Annotated in this window: 9 protein-coding genes; 5 read left to right on the forward strand and 4 right to left on the reverse strand. The window is 65.6% G+C overall.

What is annotated here, in order from left to right; genetic code table 11:
* Nucleotides 1–64 precede the first annotated feature (64 nt).
* Nucleotides 65–1,060: an aspartate-semialdehyde dehydrogenase gene (locus tag ABD842_RS03820; RefSeq protein WP_345110296.1), complete on the reverse strand. Its 996-nt coding sequence runs from the start codon at nucleotides 1,058–1,060 to the stop codon at nucleotides 65–67.
* 178 nt (nucleotides 1,061–1,238) lie between these two features.
* Here ABD842_RS03820 and ABD842_RS03825 point away from each other — a divergent pair, with 178 nt between their 5' ends.
* From ABD842_RS03825 to ABD842_RS03845, 5 genes are all read left to right on the forward strand, one after another.
* Entirely contained in the window at nucleotides 1,239–4,652 is a 3,414-nt protein-coding gene (locus tag ABD842_RS03825; RefSeq protein WP_345110299.1) for a lamin tail domain-containing protein, read from the forward strand.
* A gap of 192 nt (nucleotides 4,653–4,844) precedes the next feature.
* Entirely contained in the window at nucleotides 4,845–8,147 is a 3,303-nt protein-coding gene (locus ABD842_RS03830) for a PAS domain-containing protein (protein WP_345110300.1), read from the forward strand.
* A 28-nt stretch (nucleotides 8,148–8,175) separates the two neighbouring features.
* On the forward strand, nucleotides 8,176–8,601 hold the full coding sequence (locus ABD842_RS03835) for a response regulator (RefSeq protein ID WP_345110303.1): 426 nt from the start codon (nucleotides 8,176–8,178) through the stop codon (nucleotides 8,599–8,601).
* A gap of 708 nt (nucleotides 8,602–9,309) precedes the next feature.
* Complete coding sequence (locus tag ABD842_RS03840) at nucleotides 9,310–10,764, forward strand: DUF1800 domain-containing protein (RefSeq protein ID WP_345110306.1); 1,455 nt, start codon at nucleotides 9,310–9,312, stop codon at nucleotides 10,762–10,764.
* 127 nt (nucleotides 10,765–10,891) lie between these two features.
* A complete protein-coding gene (locus ABD842_RS03845; RefSeq protein ID WP_345110309.1) occupies nucleotides 10,892–12,103 on the forward strand; it encodes a DUF1501 domain-containing protein in 1,212 nt (403 codons plus the stop codon).
* Nucleotides 12,104–12,200: 97 nt separating this feature from the next.
* On the opposite strand, the gene ABD842_RS03850 is transcribed toward ABD842_RS03845, so the two are convergent.
* The 3 genes from ABD842_RS03850 to ABD842_RS03860 form a co-directional block, all read right to left on the reverse strand.
* Nucleotides 12,201–13,094 (reverse strand): transporter, encoded by an 894-nt coding sequence (locus tag ABD842_RS03850; protein ID WP_345110312.1) that lies wholly within the window; start codon nucleotides 13,092–13,094, stop codon nucleotides 12,201–12,203.
* Nucleotides 13,095–13,146: 52 nt separating this feature from the next.
* On the reverse strand, nucleotides 13,147–15,630 hold the full coding sequence (locus ABD842_RS03855; RefSeq protein ID WP_345110315.1) for a TonB-dependent receptor: 2,484 nt from the start codon (nucleotides 15,628–15,630) through the stop codon (nucleotides 13,147–13,149).
* 98 nt (nucleotides 15,631–15,728) lie between these two features.
* Nucleotides 15,729–17,090 (reverse strand): Nramp family divalent metal transporter, encoded by a 1,362-nt coding sequence (locus tag ABD842_RS03860; RefSeq protein ID WP_345110437.1) that lies wholly within the window; start codon nucleotides 17,088–17,090, stop codon nucleotides 15,729–15,731.
* Nucleotides 17,091–17,141: the final 51 nt, after the last annotated feature.

A 17,141-nucleotide genomic window follows, 5' to 3' on the forward strand; every position in this document is an offset into this window, starting at 1 on the left:
AGCCCACGATTCGACTAACTGACATGCGGAATAGTGAACGAAGAGAAATATAGGGTGTCGGAAGCTACTTCAGCAAGCCTAGCTGAATCATGTGCTCGGCAATCTGCACGGCGTTGGTGGCGGCGCCCTTGCGCAGGTTGTCGGCCACCACCCACATATTCAGGGTGCGGGGCTGCGACTCGTCGCGGCGGATGCGGCCGACCAGCACGGCGTCTTTGCCGTGGGCATCCTTGGGCATGGGGTAGCGGTTGGCGGCTACCTCGTCCACCACTTCCACGCCGTCGGTGGCGCGCAGGATGCGGTACACGTCGGCCAGGTCAAATTCGCGGGCAAACTCCACGTTCAGCGCCTCCGAGTGGCCACCCAGCACCGGGATGCGCACGGCGGTGGCCGTCACCTGAATCGTGTCGTCGGAAAGGATTTTCTTGGTCTCGTTCACCAGCTTCATTTCCTCCTTGGTGTAGCCGTTATCCTCGAACACGTCGATGTGGGGCAGCACGTTCAGGTCGATGCGGTGGGGGTAGGCCGGGTTGGCGGCCGTCTGCCCGGCCCGCTCCTCCAGCAGTTGGTCCACGGCTTTTTTGCCGGTGCCCGTCACGCTCTGGTAGGTGCTCACCACGATGCGCCGGATCTGAAACGCCTCGTGCAGCTTGTGCAGGGCCAGCACCATCTGAATGGTGGAGCAGTTGGGGTTGGCAATGATTTTATCGTCGGCCGTGAGCTGCCGGGCGTTGATTTCGGGCACCACCAGCTTCTTGGTGGGGTCCATGCGCCAGGCCGAGGAGTTGTCGATAACCACGGTGCCGACGGCGGCGAAGTGCGGGGCCTGCTCTTTGGATACTGAGCCGCCGGCCGAGAAAATAGCCACGGCCGGGCGGGCGGCAATGGCGTCGGCCATGCTCACCACCTTGTACTTCTTGCCCTGGTACTCGATTTCCTGCCCCACCGACCGCTCGGAGGCTACGGGCAGCAGCTCAGTGACCGGGAAGTTGCGCTCGGCCAGTACTTTCAACATTTCGCCACCCACTAAGCCGGTGGCACCAACGACAGCTACTTTCATTTCAGGAAGGATTCAACGACCCGTGGAGGCCTGGGAAAAGATAATATTGTTTGAACAGATTGAATTATGGGTATATTCCCGCTGGGTTCCGGAGCTGCCGCTTGGCCGCCTATTATGACTCAGCCGAAGTATTCTGCCGCCTGCCGTTACCGATGCGAAAACCACTACTCCAATCCGCGTGAAACATCTGCTATTCTGCCTGCTGGCCTTGCTGGCCGGCCCCGTGCAAGCCCAGCTCACGGATTCGTTCACCGATGGCGACTTCACCCAAAACCCGACCTGGACCGGCGATGCTACGGGGTTCCAAGTTACGGCCCAGCAGCTGCAAAGCAATGGCCCGGGCGTCACGGGCAGCACCCTGGAGCTGCTCACGCCCTGCCAGGCCAGCACCGGCACCACCTGGGAGTTCTGGGCCAACCTGCGGTTTGCCACCAGTAGCGCCAACTACGCCGACGTGTGGCTGATGGCCGACCAGGCCAGCCTGAAGACTACCGGCACCAAAGGCTACTTCGTGCGCCTGGGCGGCACGGCCGATGAAGTGGCCCTGTTTCGCAAGGATGCCCCGGCCACGCCCGTGTACGTGGTCAACGGCGCCGACGGCACACTGGCTTCCGCCACCAACAACCTGGTGCGGGTGCGCGTCACGCGCAGCCTGCAGAACGTCTGGACCCTGGAGCGCGACCTGACCGGCGGCACCACTTTCGCCAGTGAGGGTACCGGCGCCGACGCCACCTACCAGCGCAGCGCCTGGTGCGGAGTGTCGCTGCTGTATTCCTCGGCCAACAACCGCAGCTTTCACTTCGACGATTTCCGCATCACCGATGCCAATGCGCCCCTGCTGCTCAGCGCCAGCAGCCTGAGCGGGCGGCAGGTCGACGTGCAGTTCAACGAGGCCGTAGCGGCGGTCCAGCCCGTGGGCAGCTACCAGCTCAACGCCGGCACCCCGGCCGTGCTCAGCGCCGCGCGCGACGCCACCGACCCGGCCCTGGTTCACCTCACGCTGGCCGCCGACCTGGCCAGCGGCTCCAACACGCTGACCGTGCGCAACGCGGCGGACCTCTACGGCAACAGCGCCCCGTTTCCGGCTACGGCCACCGTGACCTACTCGCCCCCGGCCGTGGGACCGGGGTTCAACCAGCTGCTCATCACCGAAATTCTGGCCGATGAAACCCCGGTCGTCGGGCTGCCCGCCTCGGAGTTTTTGGAGATTCATAACCCTTCGGCCACGGCTACGCTGGACCTGGGCGGGGTGCGGCTGCTGCGGCCCGGCAGCACCAGCACGGCGGCGGTGTTTCCGGCCGGGGCCAGCCTGCTGCCCGGCGAGTACGCCGTGGTGTGCGGCAGCACCCGCACGGCCCAGTTCAGCCCGTACGGCAAGGTGTTCGGGCTGACCAACTTCCCGGCCCTGAGCAATGCCGGCGACGAGCTGCTGCTGCGCGGCCCCACCGGCCGCACCGTCTTTCAGGTGCGCTACTCCGACGCCTGGTACCGCGACATCGCCAAGAAAGACGGCGGCTGGAGCCTGGAGCTGATTGACCCCGCCAACCCCTGCGGCGGCGCGGCCAACTGGAGCGCCAGCACCGATGCCAGCGGCGGCACGCCCGGCCGCGCCAACAGCGTGCGGGCCGCCAATGCCGACCGTACGCCGCCGGCCCTGCGCCGCGCTACCGTCGTCAGCCCCACGCTGCTGCGGCTGGAGTTCGACGAAAAGCTGGACAGCGTGCAGCTTTCTGCCCCGGCCCTGTACGCCATCCAGCCCGCGCTGACCATCGTGGGCGTGCGGGCCGTGCCCTACGACTTCCGGGCTGTGGAGCTGACGCTGGGCTCGGCCATTCCGGCCAACCAGCTCTTCACCGCCAGCGTGCAGCGGGCCGTCGACTGCGCGGGCAACGCGACGGGTGGGGCCGTGTCGGCTACGTTTGCGCTGCCGGTGGCCCCGCTGGCCGGGCAGGTAGTCATCACCGAAGTATTTCCTGACGAAACGCCGGCCGTCGGGCTGCCCGCCGCCGAGTACCTGGAGATTCACAACCCTTCCACCAGCATCCTGGATCTGGGCGGCGTGCAGCTGTTCAAGACCGGCAGCAGCACGGCCGCGGCGGTGTTTCCGGATACCACACGCCTGAATCCGGGGCAGTACGCGGTGGTGTGCAGCAGTACCCGCGGGTTGCTGTTTGCCCGCTACGGCACCGTGTATGCCCTGCCCAACTTCCCCACCCTGACCAACGACGGCGACCAGCTGGTGCTGCGCGGCCGCAGCGGGCGCACTCTGTTTGAAGTCAATTATTCGAGCACCTGGTACAAGGACAACAGCAAGAAGGAGGGCGGCTGGAGCCTGGAGCTGATTGACCCCGCCAACCCCTGCGGCGGCCTCGAGAACTGGACCGCCAGCGTGGACCCCAGCGGCGGCACGCCCGGCCGCGCCAACAGCGTGCGGGCCACCAACCCCGACCGTACGCCGCCCGCGCTGCTGCGGGCCCTGGCCATCAGCGCCACCACTGTCCGGCTGTTTTTCGGTGAGAAGCTGGACAGCGTGCAGGCCGCCAGCCCCGGGCTCTACCAGCTGAGTCCGGCCAATACCATCACCCAGGTAAGCCCCGGCGGACCCGATTTTCGCACCGTGGACCTGATGCTCGGCACGCCCCTGCTGCCCAGCCAGGCCCAGACCGTGCGCGTGCAGCGGGCCGTCGACTGCGTGGGCAACGCGGCGGGGCCGGCCACTTCGGCCACATTTGCCCTGCCCGCGGCAGCGGTGGCCAACGATGTCGTCATCAACGAAATCCTGTTCAATCCCCGCACCGGCGGCGTCGACTTCGTGGAGCTGCTCAACCGCTCGGCCAAGTACCTGAACGTGCAGGGCTGGCAGCTGGGCAATGAAAAGCCCGACGGCTCGGTAGATGCCGAACCGGTGAGCAGCAGCCCCTACGTGCTGGCCCCGGGCCAGCTGCTGGTGCTGACTACCCGCCCCGACCTGGTGCAGAGCACATACCCGGCCAACGACCCCAATGTTTTTCTGGCCATGGCCGGCTTCCCTACCTTCCCCGATGAGGCCGGCACCGTGGTGGTATTCGACGGGCTGGGGCGGCCCCTCGACCGGGTGGCGTACTCGGATAAGCAGCACCTGGCCCTGCTCAGCGACCTGAACGGGGTTTCTCTGGAGCGCATCCGCACCGACGGGCCCAGCACGGCGGCCAACTTCCACTCGGCGGCCAGCACCGTGGGCTACGCCACCCCCGGCCGCCCCAACTCCCAGTACCAGGAAGACCCCGGCGGCGACAAGCTGTTTCGGATGGAGCCCGAGGTGTTCACGCCCGATGAGGACGGCCAGCAGGATTTTACTACGCTCAACTACACCCTCGACCAGCCCGGCTACGCGGCCAGCATCACCGTGTACGACGCGCAGGGCCGCCTCACCCGCCGCCTGGTGCGCAACGAAACCATGGCCACCAGCGGCTTTTTTCAGTGGAACGGCCTGACCGACCAGGGTCAGAAAGCGCCGGTGGGCTACTACGTGCTGCACATTCAGCTGTTTGAGCCCAACGGCGGCGGCCGGCGGGAATATAAGAAGACCGTTGTGCTGGGCGCCCGGTTCTGAGTTGACGGACTGTCGTTGCGAGCAAAGCATTCCGCCCATTAAGCGGCGTCAGTCCCTCCTCTGAAATGAGGGAAACTCCGTGAGCCTACAAACCCCCGACGTCTGCCCGACGTTAGGGTTTTGGGGGTCCCTTTGGAAAACGGGCCTGGCCCGGTGGCCCGGTGGGTGCGTCTCCGTTATTCCCCTTTGCTTATGTCCGAAGTTCTACCTGCCCAATTCCCAGCCGCCGAGTTGTTGCCCGCCCTGCTCGATGCCTCGCTCACCGGGGTTGTGCTGTTCCTACCAGTTTACGGCCCGTCCGGCGAGCTGGTGGACTTCACCTTTGCCTACCTCAACCCCGCCGCGCAGCGCATTTTGGGCCTGCCCCCCCAGCCCGCCGTCAGCTACCTGCAGCAGTTTCCGCACAGTACCGACCCCGCCAACGGGGCCTTTGTTTTCCAGCGCGATGCCTACCTGTCGGGCCAGCCGGCGCAGTTCGAGCTGAACTACCAGAACGACGGCTACGACAACTACTTCCGGGCCACGGCCCGCCGCGTGGGCGAGGGCCTGCTCGTGTGCGTCACCGACACCGCCGACCAGCCCCGCACCGCTGTGGAAGTGGCCCTGCGCCAGAGCCAGGCCCGCGAGCAGGCGGCCCGCGCCCAGGCCGAAGCCCAGCGCCAGCGCCTGCTCAACGTCTTCACCCAGGCCCCCGTGCTCATGGCCCGCCTCAGCGGCCCCGACCACGTGGTGGAGCTGGCCAACGAGGGGTTCGAGCAGCTTTTTGGGGGCCGGCCGATGACCGGCCGGCCGCACCGCCAGGCTGCGTCCGAGCTGGCCGGCCAGGGCTTTTTCGAGCTAATCGATGACGTGTACCGCACCGGCGAAACCTACGCGGCCACCGAGGCCTCGGCATACCTGCCCCAGGCCGGGCCGGGCCCGCCCGTGCCCCGGTACTTCGACTTTATTTACCAGGCCACCCGCGACGCTGCCGGCCGCATCGACGGGGTGCTGGTGGTGGGCCACGAAGCCACTGAACAAGTGCGCGCCCGCCAGCGGCTCCAAGACCAGGCCCACGAGCTGGCCCAGCTCAACCAGGAGCTGGAAGCCCGCGTGTTTGAGCGCACCCAGGCCCTGCGCCACGCCCAGGCTGCCGCCGAAGCCACGGCCCGGCAACTGCGGCACGTGACGGAAAGCCTGCCCAGCACCAGCTTCACCGTGGACCAGGCCGGGCAAATATTGTACATCAGCCCGCAGTGGTACGCCTACACCGGCATGGGACCCGATGCGGACAGCAATGAGACCTGGCCGCAGCTCATGCACCCCGACGACCTGCCCGCCGTGGCCCAGGAGTACAGCGCGGCCCTGGCCGGCGGGCGCCCCTGGGGCTACGAGTTCCGGTTGCGCGGGGCCGACGGGCAGTACCGCTGGTTTGCCAGCCAGGGCGTGCCCGAGCCGCTGGCCGCCGCCGAAGCCGCCGCCCGCCCTCGCCAGTGGTTCGGCTCCAACCTTGACATCGACGACCTGAAGCGGGCCCAGCAGCAGCTCGAGGAAAAAGACCAGCTGCTGACCAGCATCCTCTCTTCCATTCCGGCCAGCGTAGTTGCGTTCGAGGGCGAGGCCCTGCACTTCGGCTTCTTTAATGAGGCGTATCAGTACCTGGCACAGGGCCGGGCCGTGCTGGGTCGCCCGGCAGTAGAGGTATTTCCCGAAGTAGCAGAGCAGGGGTTTCTGGCCTCGCTGCGTGGGGTGCTGCGCACCGGCGAGCCCTACCAGGGGCAGGAGGTGCCCGCCTATGCCCGCGACCCGCGCACCGGGCAGCAGGGGGACATGTACCTGGACCTGGCCTACCTGCCGTTGCGCCACGGCCAGCAGCCGCCCCACGCCGTGCTCGGCTTCATCATCGACGTGACGGACCGCGTGCTGGCCCGCCGGCAGGCCGAGGCGGCCCAGGCCCAAACCCTGGCCGCCGCCGAGCAGACCGCGGCCCAGCGCGAAGCCTTTTTCCAGGTGTTCGAGCAAACCCCGGCCTGCGTGGCCATTTTGCGCGAACCCACTCACCGCCTCGACTACTACAACCCCGCCTACGAGCAGCTGTTTCCGGCCGGCCGCCTCCGGCGAGGCCGCCCCATTGCGGAGCTGCAGCCCGAAGCCGTGGAACAGGGCTTTGTGGCCTTGCTCGACCGGGTATTCCAGACCGGCGAAATGCACTTTGGCCACGAGATGCATTTGGCCGTTACCCAGCCCGACGGTCAGCCCTCGAAGGAAATGTACTTCGATTTCACCTACCAGGCGTTTCAAGAGGCCGGGCGCACGGCGGGCATCTCCGTCTTCGCCTACGACGTGACCGAGCGGGTGCTGACTCGCCGGCAGCGCGAGGCCCAGCAGGTGCAGCTGGCCGAGCTGTTTGAGCAGGCCCCGGTGGCCATCACCGTGCTGCGGGGGGCGCAGTACGTCATCGAGGTGGCCAACCCGCTCATGGCCGAGCTCTGGGGCCGCACCCCGGAGCAAGTGCGGGGCAAGGCCCTGTACGAGGCCCTGCCCGAAGTGCGCGGCCAGGGCTTCAAGGAGCTGCTCGACCAGGTTGTGGCCAGCGGCGAGGCCTTCGCGGCCCAGGAGCTGCCGGCCCAGCTGCCCCGCGCCGGGGAGTTGGCCACGGTGTACCTCAACTTCGTGTACCAGCCCCTGCGCGACGCCCAGGGCCGCATTGACAGCGTGGCCGCCGTGGCCACCGACGTGACTGACCAGGTGCTGGCCCGCCAGCAGCTGGCCCAGGCCAACGCGCAGCTCACGGCCGCCAACCGCCAGCTCATCCGCACCAACACCGACCTCGATAACTTCATCTATTCCGCCTCGCACGACCTCAAGCAGCCCATCGCCAACATTGAGGGCCTGCTCGATGCCCTGCACGAGGAGCTGCCCGCCGACCTGGCCGCCGCCCTGCCGGTCGGCCCCATCCTCGCCCGGATGGCCGACTCGGTGGGGCGCTTCCAGCGCACTCTCGACCACCTCACCGACATCACCCGGCTGCAAAAGGAATACGCCCCGGCCGCCGTCGCCGTCAGCGTGGCGGCCGTGCTCGACGACGTGTGCCTCGATCTGGCCCCGCAGCTGGCCGCGTCGGGAGGGCGCCTCACCCGCGACGTGGACCAGTGCCCGCCCGTGCTCTTCCCCGAAAAATACCTGCGCTCGGTCCTGTTCAACCTGCTCAGCAACGCCCTCAAGTACCGCTCGCCGCACCGTACCCTGCACGTGGCTGTCAGCTGCCACGCCGAGCCCGGCTACCAGGTGCTCGAAATCCACGACAACGGCCTGGGCATTCCGCTGGCCCAGCAGCCGCGCTTGTTCGGCATGTTCCAGCGCTTCCACGACCACGTGGCGGGCACCGGCATTGGCCTGTTCATGGTCAAGCGCATGGTCGAAAATGCCGGGGGGCGCATCGACGTCCACAGCCAGGAAGGCACCGGTACCACCTTCTTCGTGTACTTTCCAGTCGCCGACACCCCGCCTGCGTAAGTTTGCCCGTACTTCCGCCTCCCTCCCGATGCCCCAGCTACCCTGCGTCCTGCTCGTGGACGACGACGATACCACCAACTACCTCAACCGCCTGCTCCTGGAGCGGCTGGGCGTCGCCGCCCACATCCTGGTGGCCCCCAACGGCCGCCAGGCCCTCGACCTGTTGCCCGCGCACTGCCCGGAGCCGGGCGCGCCCACCTGCCCGGTGCTCATCCTGCTCGACATCAACATGCCCGTCATGAATGGCTTTGAGTTTCTCGAAGCCTACGCCCAGCTGCCCCCGGCCCGCCGCGGCGCCAGCGTAGTGCTCATGCTCACCACTTCCCTCAACCCCCAGGACGCGGATCGGCTCCGCACTCTGCCCGCCGCCGGCACCATCATTAAGCCGCTGTCCAGAGCTAAAGTCGCCCAGCTGCTGCACGAGCATTTCGGGCACCCGCTGCCCGCCTTGTAGCCGGCCGGTATTTTCATGATGGTGCAGAAGTTGGCGTAGTGAATGCAGAACGTCATGCGCAGCTGGCGTTAGCTTGTCGAAGCAGCTCCACTGCAATAATACCTGGCCCAGGTTGCGGAGCCGCGCACTACCCCGGCGGGGCAGCATCTGGTACAACGAGTATGTTGGTTTCTGTGCCCTAGGCGAGGGGAGGGCACAATTCCGGTATTGTTGGACACAGGCCAAGAGGCGGTGGACCGCTGGGGCTTCCAAACGGCTAAGGTTGACGGAATGCTACCAACCTGCCGCCCCGCTGGGGCAGCCGTTTAGTAGTCCGCAACGTGAGCCAATTGATACAGTTGGTTTCAAGGACGCTTTTACCAGCTCCCGGCCTTGGAATGCATACCGGATAACGCAAAGCCGTTCGTAGGCCGCTAACGACATTCTGATGATGTAAATCTGTTTCGGGAACCGGTATTTTCAGGCAGAAGGTAGCGAAGAGTAGGGGGGAGGCTATTTTTATCCAAAAAGAGCCTTTTACAGGCTTTTTTGGCCGTTTATCACGTGCGGACGTCGGCTAAGGGCGACTTTTGAAGCAAGCTTTTAAGGCAGGCCAACGCTGTTTTTCTTTCAGAGCACGGATTGCTTCGTCCTGCGCTCTTGCAATGCCAGGGCTGCTTTCCAGCGGTCGGCTGTTAAACCCCCGTCCTTGCCGGCCGTCCAACCCCCATGACGACGCAACAGCAACTGCAGCATCTGTACTGGCGGGCGGGCTTCGGAGCCCGGCCCGCCGACGTGGCCGCCGGCCTGACGCCCCGCAAGGCCCTCAGGCAGCTTTTTCACGACTCGCAGCCGGCGGAGCCGCTCTACTCCGAGCAGATGCGCTACACCGAAACAGCCGCTCTCACCCCGCCGCCCACCCCCGACCTGCGCCTGGACCCGCAGGCCATGACCATGAAAAAGGGGATGACGGCCGAGCAGCGCAAGCAGCAGAACCGGCAGATCCGGGAAGCTTTCTACCGCATGAACACCGGCTGGCTCAATCGGATGGCCACTTCCCCGGCCCAGCTGCGCGAGAAGATGACCTTCTTCTGGCACGGCCACTTTGCCTGCCGGGTGCGCCGCCCCGACGCGGCCCTGCAGCTCAACAACACCCTGCGCAAAGGCGCCCTGGGCAATTTCGGCGACCTGCTGCTGGCCGTGAGCCGGGAACCGGCCATGCTGCAGTTTCTCAACAACCAGCAGAACAAAAAGCAGCACCCCAACGAGAACTTTGCCCGCGAGGTCCTGGAGCTGTTCACCATCGGGCGGGGGCACTACTCGGAGCAGGACGTCAAGGAGGCGGCCCGCGCCTTTACCGGCTGGGGCTACAACGCCGGCAACCAGTACACCTTCCGGGCCCAGCAGCACGACGACGGCGCCAAAACCTTTTTGGGCCGCACCGGCAACCTGAGCGGCGAGGACGTCCTGGCAATTATCCTCGACCAGCCCCGGACGGCGGAGTTTCTGACCACCAAAATCTACCGGTTCTTCGTCAACGACACGCCGAATCCGGCCCATATTCAGCCCCTGGCCAAAGCCTTCTTCCAGAGCAAGTACGACATCAGTGACCTGCTGGAGCGAATATTCTCGGCCGACTGGTTTTATGACGCCGCCAACGTGGGCACCCGCATCAAGTCGCCCATCGAGCTGCTGGCCGGCATCAAGCGCACCCTGGGGCTGGAGCTGGAAAATGAGCAGCCCCTGATTGTGTTCCAGAAAGCGTTGGGGCAGACGTTGTTTCAGCCCCCGAATGTGGCCGGCTGGCCCGGGGGGCGCAACTGGATCGACTCGTCGTCCCTGGTGTTTAGGCTGCAGCTGCCCCAGGTGCTGCTCCGGAATGCCGAGTTCAGCATTGCCCTCAAGGAAGACGAAAACGACCTCGCGCCCTCCGTGTCCAGAGCCGACCGCACGTTCCGCCAGCAGGTCAAAGCCCGGGTGAAGCTGGCGCCGCTCAGTCAGCTGCTGGCCCAAACGGCGCCTGCGGCCCAGGCCGCCCAGCTCAGCCGGTTTCTGCTGCAGGCCCCGATCCGGCCCGAAAACCTGGCCCTGATCCAGCAAGCCGCCGCCGCCGGCCCCGCCGACGGCCGCCTGCGCACCATGGTCACCAGCCTGCTGAGCCTGCCCGAGTACCAGCTGATGTAAGTGAGTCAGTAAGGAACGTCATGCCGAGGCGCAGCCGAAGCATCCCGCGTGCTGACGTCTGATGCCTGTTCCAATGCCGCCACGCGCGATGCTTCGCTTGCCTGACGGCCTAACCAAAACCACCGCTATGTCTACCTCCCGCCGTAATTTTCTGAAGACCTCCGTACTGGCCAGCAGCCTGCTGTTCGTGCCCAAATTCCTGCACGCGCTGGACCGCCAGGGGCTGCCGGCGCTGCGCGACGCCAACGGGCGCCGCCTGGTGGTGGTGCAGCTGGGGGGCGGCAATGATGGCCTGAATACCATTATTCCCTACCGTAACGACATCTACTACCGCGCCCGGCCCACGCTGGGCATCAGGCCGCAGAGCGGCATCCTCACCCTCGACCAGGACCTGGGCTTCAACCCCGCCATGACCCGCCTGAAGGGCCTCTACGACCAGGGCCACGTGGGCGTGCTCAACAGCGTGGGCTACCCCAACCCCGACCGGTCGCACTTCCGCTCGATGGACATCTGGCAGAGCGGCTCGGCCTCCGACCAGTACGTGACGACCGGCTGGCTGGGCCGCTACCTCGATTCGAGCTGCCCCAGCTGCCAGGCGCCCTACAACGGGCTGGAAGTAGACGACACGCTGAGCCTGGCCATGAAGGGCACGGCCCGCAAGGGCCTGGCCCTGAAAAACCCCGAGAAGTTTCACCAGATAACCCAAAACCGCTTTCTGGCGCAGGTAAGCAGGGAAACCGGCGCGGCCGGCGGCGCCGAGCTCGACTACCTGTATAAGACGCTGGCCGAAACCACCTCCTCGGCCGACTACCTCTACCAGACGTCCAAGGTCTACAAGTCGGCCATTGCCTACCCGAACACGGAGTTCGGCAAAAACCTGAAAACCACGGCTGAGCTGATCAACTCCGGCATCGAGTCGCGGGTGTTCTACGTCTCGCTCACCGGCTTCGATACCCACGTGCGCCAGCAGGAGCAGCAGGGCAAGCTGCTCGGCGACCTGTCCGACGGGCTGGCCTCCTTCGCGGAAGATCTGCAGAAAAGCGGGCAGTTCGACAACACGCTGATCCTGGTTTTCTCCGAATTCGGCCGCCGCGTGGGCCAGAACGCCAGCAACGGCACCGACCACGGCACGGCCAACAACGTGCTGCTGCTGGGCGGCGGCCTGCGCAAAAAAGGAATTCTCAACGCCGCCCCCGACCTGCTCAACCTCGACCAGGGCGACCTGAAGCACCAGCTCGACTTCCGCAGCCTCTACGCTACCGTCCTCCACGACTGGCTTGGTGCCGACGATAAAGCCATTCTGGGGCAGGAGTTTGCGCGGCTCAAGGGACTGGTGTGACCCCGCCGCCAGACGGGAGGGCGGCTTCAGACCTTCCGAAGCGGCCATTCTACTTTCTGGATACCAGTTCAGGAACCAGACTTCCAGCTGGGTGGGCTTAGTGGCGGAAGCTGAAGCCCAGAAAATACTCGTGGTCGGTAGCGGGCGTGAGGGCCAGGTGGGCTCCGCCATCCAGAATCAGGTTGTTGCTCAGGTGCAGCTGCGGCCCCACGTTGACCGACGCCTGCCAGGCCGTCTGGCGGACATCCCACTGGCCTGCCACTTCGGCGAAAGCCGACCAGAACGGGGAAAACTCGTAGTCGATGGCAGTACTGGGGCCCAGCAGCACAAAGCGGCGGCTGGCGGCGTCGTCGTAGTTCAGCTCACTGCGCAGCTGGATCTGCACGTTCAGCTCTTTGCTGAAATCGTGGCTGTAGGGCACCATCAGGCCGTATTCAGCGGCGCGGGTACCTACTGCGCTACCCACGGGCAGCCGCACCAGCGCCATTACCGCCAGCGCGTCGGGCTTGCCATGCTCCCCGGCCAAGCTGCGCTTTACCCGCACGGTCAGGTCGCCGAAGCCCTGGCGCCGCTCGGGCTGCTGCTGCTCATTCCACTGCTTTTGCCAGGAGTAGGAGTCGAGCTGCACCTGCACGTCGGTGCGCATGGTGAGACCCAGCTTGAGCAGGACGTGGTTGAAGTGAAGGTCCCGCTCCCGGTGGTCCGGCGCGCGCTTGTTGAGGAGCCGCAGTAAGTCGCTTTCCACCTGAAAATGGCCCGGGTCGACCGTAAAAGGACTCTCGGATACGCCGGGCCGGTCGGGCCGCAGCTCCTGCAGCGAGTCGCGCGGGACGGGCCGAAACAAGGTGTAGTCCCGGCCTTGGGCGGGCGTAGAGCCCGTATCCTGGGCCTGAGTGAGCAGGGGCAGCCCCATGCCCGCCGCCAGCAGCAGGCCCCGGCCGGCGAAGCAGAGGGAGGAGAAGTGCCCCCGGCGTGCGGAAAGTGAAAACATCGGCGTGGTACAAGGAAAGATGCAGCGCTTACGAAAAGTGGCTGCCTCCGGCCTAAAACGGCAGGATAACTTTCACGCTCAGGTTACGGCCCATGTTGTAGATGCCGCTACGGCCGGTGGGCGAAGCAGCAAAGTATTCGAAGTACTTCAGTCGGTTCAGGTGCGACTGGTAGCTGGTGTTGAGCACGTTGTCCAGCTGCACAAACAGCTGCAGCCACTCGCGCTGCTGCGGTCCGGCCGTGAGCGTAGTGCCGGCGCCCAGGTTGAACAGGGTGTAGCCGGCGGTGCGGGTTTCGGTGTTGTCGACGGCATAGAAGCGGTTTTGCGCGGCGTTGTAGTCTGCTCCGGCCCGCAGGTACGCCCGGGCCAGCGGCCCCAGGGGCTGCGGGCTGGTGAAACGCACTTCGGAGCGCAGGTGCAGCGGCGGAATAAACGGCAGATACCGGGCGGCGGCCCCATTCGTTTCCAGCAGCGCCGCCTCTTTGTTCAGGCCCGTCACGTAGGCCAGGCTGTTGTTGAACTCCAGCCCCGGCGCCATCTTCGGATGCAGATTGACGGTGGCCTCGGCGCCGTAGAGCCGGGCCCGGCCCTGCTGGTACTGGTAGGTAGCGTTGCCGGGTACCAGCACCACGGGCTGGCCGTCGGGGCCGGTCAGGCGGGCCTGGTAGATGTAGTTGGTCAGGTGGTTGTTGAACCCGCTCACGCTGATTTCCGCGTCGGGCAGGTAGACGCTCAGGCCCAGGTCTTCCTGCAGGCTGAATTCGGGGCCGAAGCTGCGGTTGCCCAGGTACACGATGTGGGCGCCGGGGTCGAGGCCGTTGGAGCCCACCTCCGTGATGTTGGGTGCCCGGTAGCCGCGCGCCACGTTGGCCCGCAGCAGCAGCTTCTCGGAAAGGTTGTAGGCCGCCCCGGCGCTGGCCGAAATGCCGTGGTAGCGGGTTCGAAAATCGGCGAACTGGGGCGCCGGCCCGCCGCTGACGGCGCGGCCCCGGCGGGCAAAGCCCGTCGTCGGGTCGGTTTCCACGAAGAAATCCGGCCAGCTCAGCGTCCGTCCGTCGTAGCGCAGGCCCCCGGACAGGTCCAGCTTGCCGAAGGTGCGCTTCACGAACAGGTAGCCGCCGGCATCAAAGAGCGTGTAGTCCGGAATGGGAAAGTCGGTGGCGTCGCGGTTGGTGTTGCGCTGGTGCATGCCGTTCACGCCCAGCGTCGTTTCCAGCCCGTGCCAGGTGGGGGCGGCGTAGCGCAGGTCGTAGTTGGTCGTGGTGAGGGCCACAAACAAGCCCGCCTGCGCCGGGGCCGTGGGGTGGTTGTACTCGCGGCGCACGTTCTGCTGCGCGCCCAGCAGCACGTTCAGCTCCCCGCTCCCCAGGCGCAGCCGGGTCCGGCTGAGCAGGCGGTAGTGCTGAATGTGCTGGTGCAGGGGATTGATGCGGTAGGTAGCCAGCTCGGCCGCCGGCACCGGGGGCCGCCGCTTGATGTCGTCCGGGCCGCCTTCGAAAACCTGCCGGGTAAACCGGCGCGTCAGCGAGTCGCGGCTGCCGTCGGGAATTTCCTGGAAGTTGTCGTACAGGGTGGCGTACACGTGCGTGGCACCCCAGGACTTCTCCACGCCCGCCATGGTGGTCAGGTTCAGCTCCCGAAAGGCGGTGCCGAATACCCGGCCGTCCACGGCGTTGCGGTAGGCCTGGGCCAGCCGGTAAGAGCCCCGGGCCGCCGTCTGCCAGCCGTGCTGGTGGTAGCGCAGCCCCAGCGACGTGCCGAGCAGGTTGTTGTTGGTCTGGTACTCACTCAGCGCGTCGCCCCGGAGCTGGCCGGCCGGCCCGTCGGGCAGGCGGGGCAGCATGTTGATGACCCCGGCCACGGCATCCGAGCCGTAGACCAGGCTGGCCGGGCCCTTCACCACTTCAATCCGCTCGATGTCATACTGGTCGATTTCGATGCCGTGCTCGTCGCCCCACTGCTGGCCTTCCTGGCGCAGGCCGTTGTAGAGCGTCAGTACCCGGTTGTAGCCCAGCCCACGAATGAAGGGCTTGGAAATGTTGGGGCCGGTGGTTACCGCACTCAGTCCGGGCACGCCCTTCACGGCCGCATCAATCACGTTGCCGCTGCCGTTGAGGTTGATTTCGCGGCGGCTCAGCACGGCCACTGGCACCGGGCTGCGGCGGATTTCGGTGGCCCGCGACATGCCCGTAACCACTACTTCCTGCAGGCTGGCCGCCGCAGGCTGCAGCGTGATGTTGACGACAACGGCTTTTTCGGGCCGGAGCGTCACGGTCACACTGCGGGTAGCGAAGCCCACAAAGGAGAAAACCAGCTCGTGCCGGCCAGCCGTGGCCGCCAGCTCATATTCTCCCGCCGCATTGGTAGCCGCTCCGAGCGTGGTGCCGGCCAGGGCCACGCTCACCAGCTCCAGGGGGTGGCCGGCCGCCACCACCCGCCCCCGCACCAGGGCCGATTGGGCCCGGCCGGGCGTGCCGGCCAGCCAAGCGCCCAGTAGCAGAAAGAGGAATAATCCCCGGGTAGTCAATTGTATCATCTTGATTTGAGAGGCGTTTAAAATTATTTTTAGGCAAGCCTAAAAGCATTGCCCCAAAAAAAGCGCAACGGCCGGGCAGCCGCTGCGCAGATTCTTGTCTAGGCGAAGAAAGTTTTGAAGAGCAAATAGGCGTTGAGCACAATGATGATTCCCGACACGAGCCAGGCTACGCCCTGGATCAGCGGCCGGTTGGTGAAAACGCCCATCTTGGCCCGGTCGCCGGTAAACATAATCAGCGGCACCACGGCAAAGCTCAGCTGCAGGGACAGAATCACCTGGCTCAGTATGAGCAGGTCGGAGGTACCTTTCTCCCCGTACAGCCACGCAATGATAAAGGCCGGCACCACGGCAATGCCGCGGGTAATCAGGCGCCGCAGCCAGGGCCGCAGCTTCAGATGCAGGAAGCCTTCCATCACAATCTGCCCGGCCAGCGTACCGGTAAGGGTGGAGTTCTGGCCCGAGGCCAGCAGGGCAATGGCGAAAAATGTACTGGCCGCCCCCGCTCCCAGCACCGGCGCCAGCAGCTTGTGCGCGTCGCCGATATCGGCCACGTCGAACAGGCCGTTGCGGTGGAAGGCCGCGGCCGCCGTTACCAGGATGGCCGCATTCACGAAAAAAGCCAGAAACAGCGCCACGGTCGAGTCGATGGTGGCAAACTTGATGGCCATGCGCTTACCGCTTTCGGTCTGCTCAATGGCCCGGGTCTGGACGATGCTGGAGTGCAGATACAGGTTGTGCGGCATCACCGTAGCGCCCAGAATGCCGATGGCAATGTAGAGCATGCCCGGGTTGGTAACCACGGCCGGCTGGGGCACCAGGCCGTGCAGAATGCCGAAGTAGTCGGGGTTCGAAACGATGATTTCATACACGAAGCACCCAAAAATTATCACCGTCAGCCCCGCCACAATGCTTTCGATAATGCGAAAGCCGCGGCTCTGGAACAGCAGCACCACGAATACATCCAGGATGGTAAGGCTGACTCCCCAGGTGAGCGGCAGGCCAAAGAGCAGGTTCAGGGCAATGGCCGAGCCGATAACCTCGGCCAGGTCGCAGGCCGCAATGGCAATTTCGCAGAGCACCCAGAGCACCATCGACACGGGCCGCGAGAAATGGTCGCGGCAGGCCTGGGCCAGGTCGCGGCCCGTCACGATGCCCAGCTTGGCGGCCAGGTGCTGGAGCAGCATGGCAAACAAGTTGGAGATGAGCACCACCGACAGCAGCGTGTAGCCGTAGCGGGCTCCGCCCGCAATATCGGTGGCCCAGTTGCCGGGGTCCATGTAGCCGACGGCCACCATCAGCCCGGGCCCCCAGAAGGCCATCAGCTTGCGCCAGAACGAGGCACTGGCCGCCGGCACCTTGATGCTGGCATAGACCTCACTGAGCGAGGGAGCATGCCGCGGCTGCCGCCAGCCCGGTTCGACCGGCGGTGGGGTAGCAGGAGCTTGCGTAACGGTAGGCATGAGCAGGGGAGAAGGAGTCTTCACAAAGGAAAGCAAATTTAGGGTAGTCTA

The sequence above is a fragment of the Hymenobacter algoricola genome (genome assembly GCF_039539525.1).
GTDB classification, from domain to species: Bacteria; Bacteroidota; Bacteroidia; order Cytophagales; family Hymenobacteraceae; genus Hymenobacter; species Hymenobacter algoricola.

Bases quoted from the DNA above. Each gene is read 5' to 3' on its own strand.
- ABD842_RS03845 (WP_345110309.1), top strand. From the start codon at position 10,892: ATGTCTACCTCCCGCCGTAATTTTCTGAAGACCTCCGTACTGGCCAGC.
- ABD842_RS03855 (WP_345110315.1), bottom strand. From the start codon at position 15,630: ATGATACAATTGACTACCCGGGGATTATTCCTCTTTCTGCTACTGGGC.
- ABD842_RS03840 (WP_345110306.1), top strand. From the start codon at position 9,310: ATGACGACGCAACAGCAACTGCAGCATCTGTACTGGCGGGCGGGCTTC.
- ABD842_RS03820 (WP_345110296.1), bottom strand. From the start codon at position 1,060: ATGAAAGTAGCTGTCGTTGGTGCCACCGGCTTAGTGGGTGGCGAAATG.
- ABD842_RS03850 (WP_345110312.1), bottom strand. From the start codon at position 13,094: ATGTTTTCACTTTCCGCACGCCGGGGGCACTTCTCCTCCCTCTGCTTC.
- ABD842_RS03830 (WP_345110300.1), top strand. From the start codon at position 4,845: ATGTCCGAAGTTCTACCTGCCCAATTCCCAGCCGCCGAGTTGTTGCCC.
- ABD842_RS03860 (WP_345110437.1), bottom strand. From the start codon at position 17,090: ATGCCTACCGTTACGCAAGCTCCTGCTACCCCACCGCCGGTCGAACCG.
- ABD842_RS03835 (WP_345110303.1), top strand. From the start codon at position 8,176: ATGCCCCAGCTACCCTGCGTCCTGCTCGTGGACGACGACGATACCACC.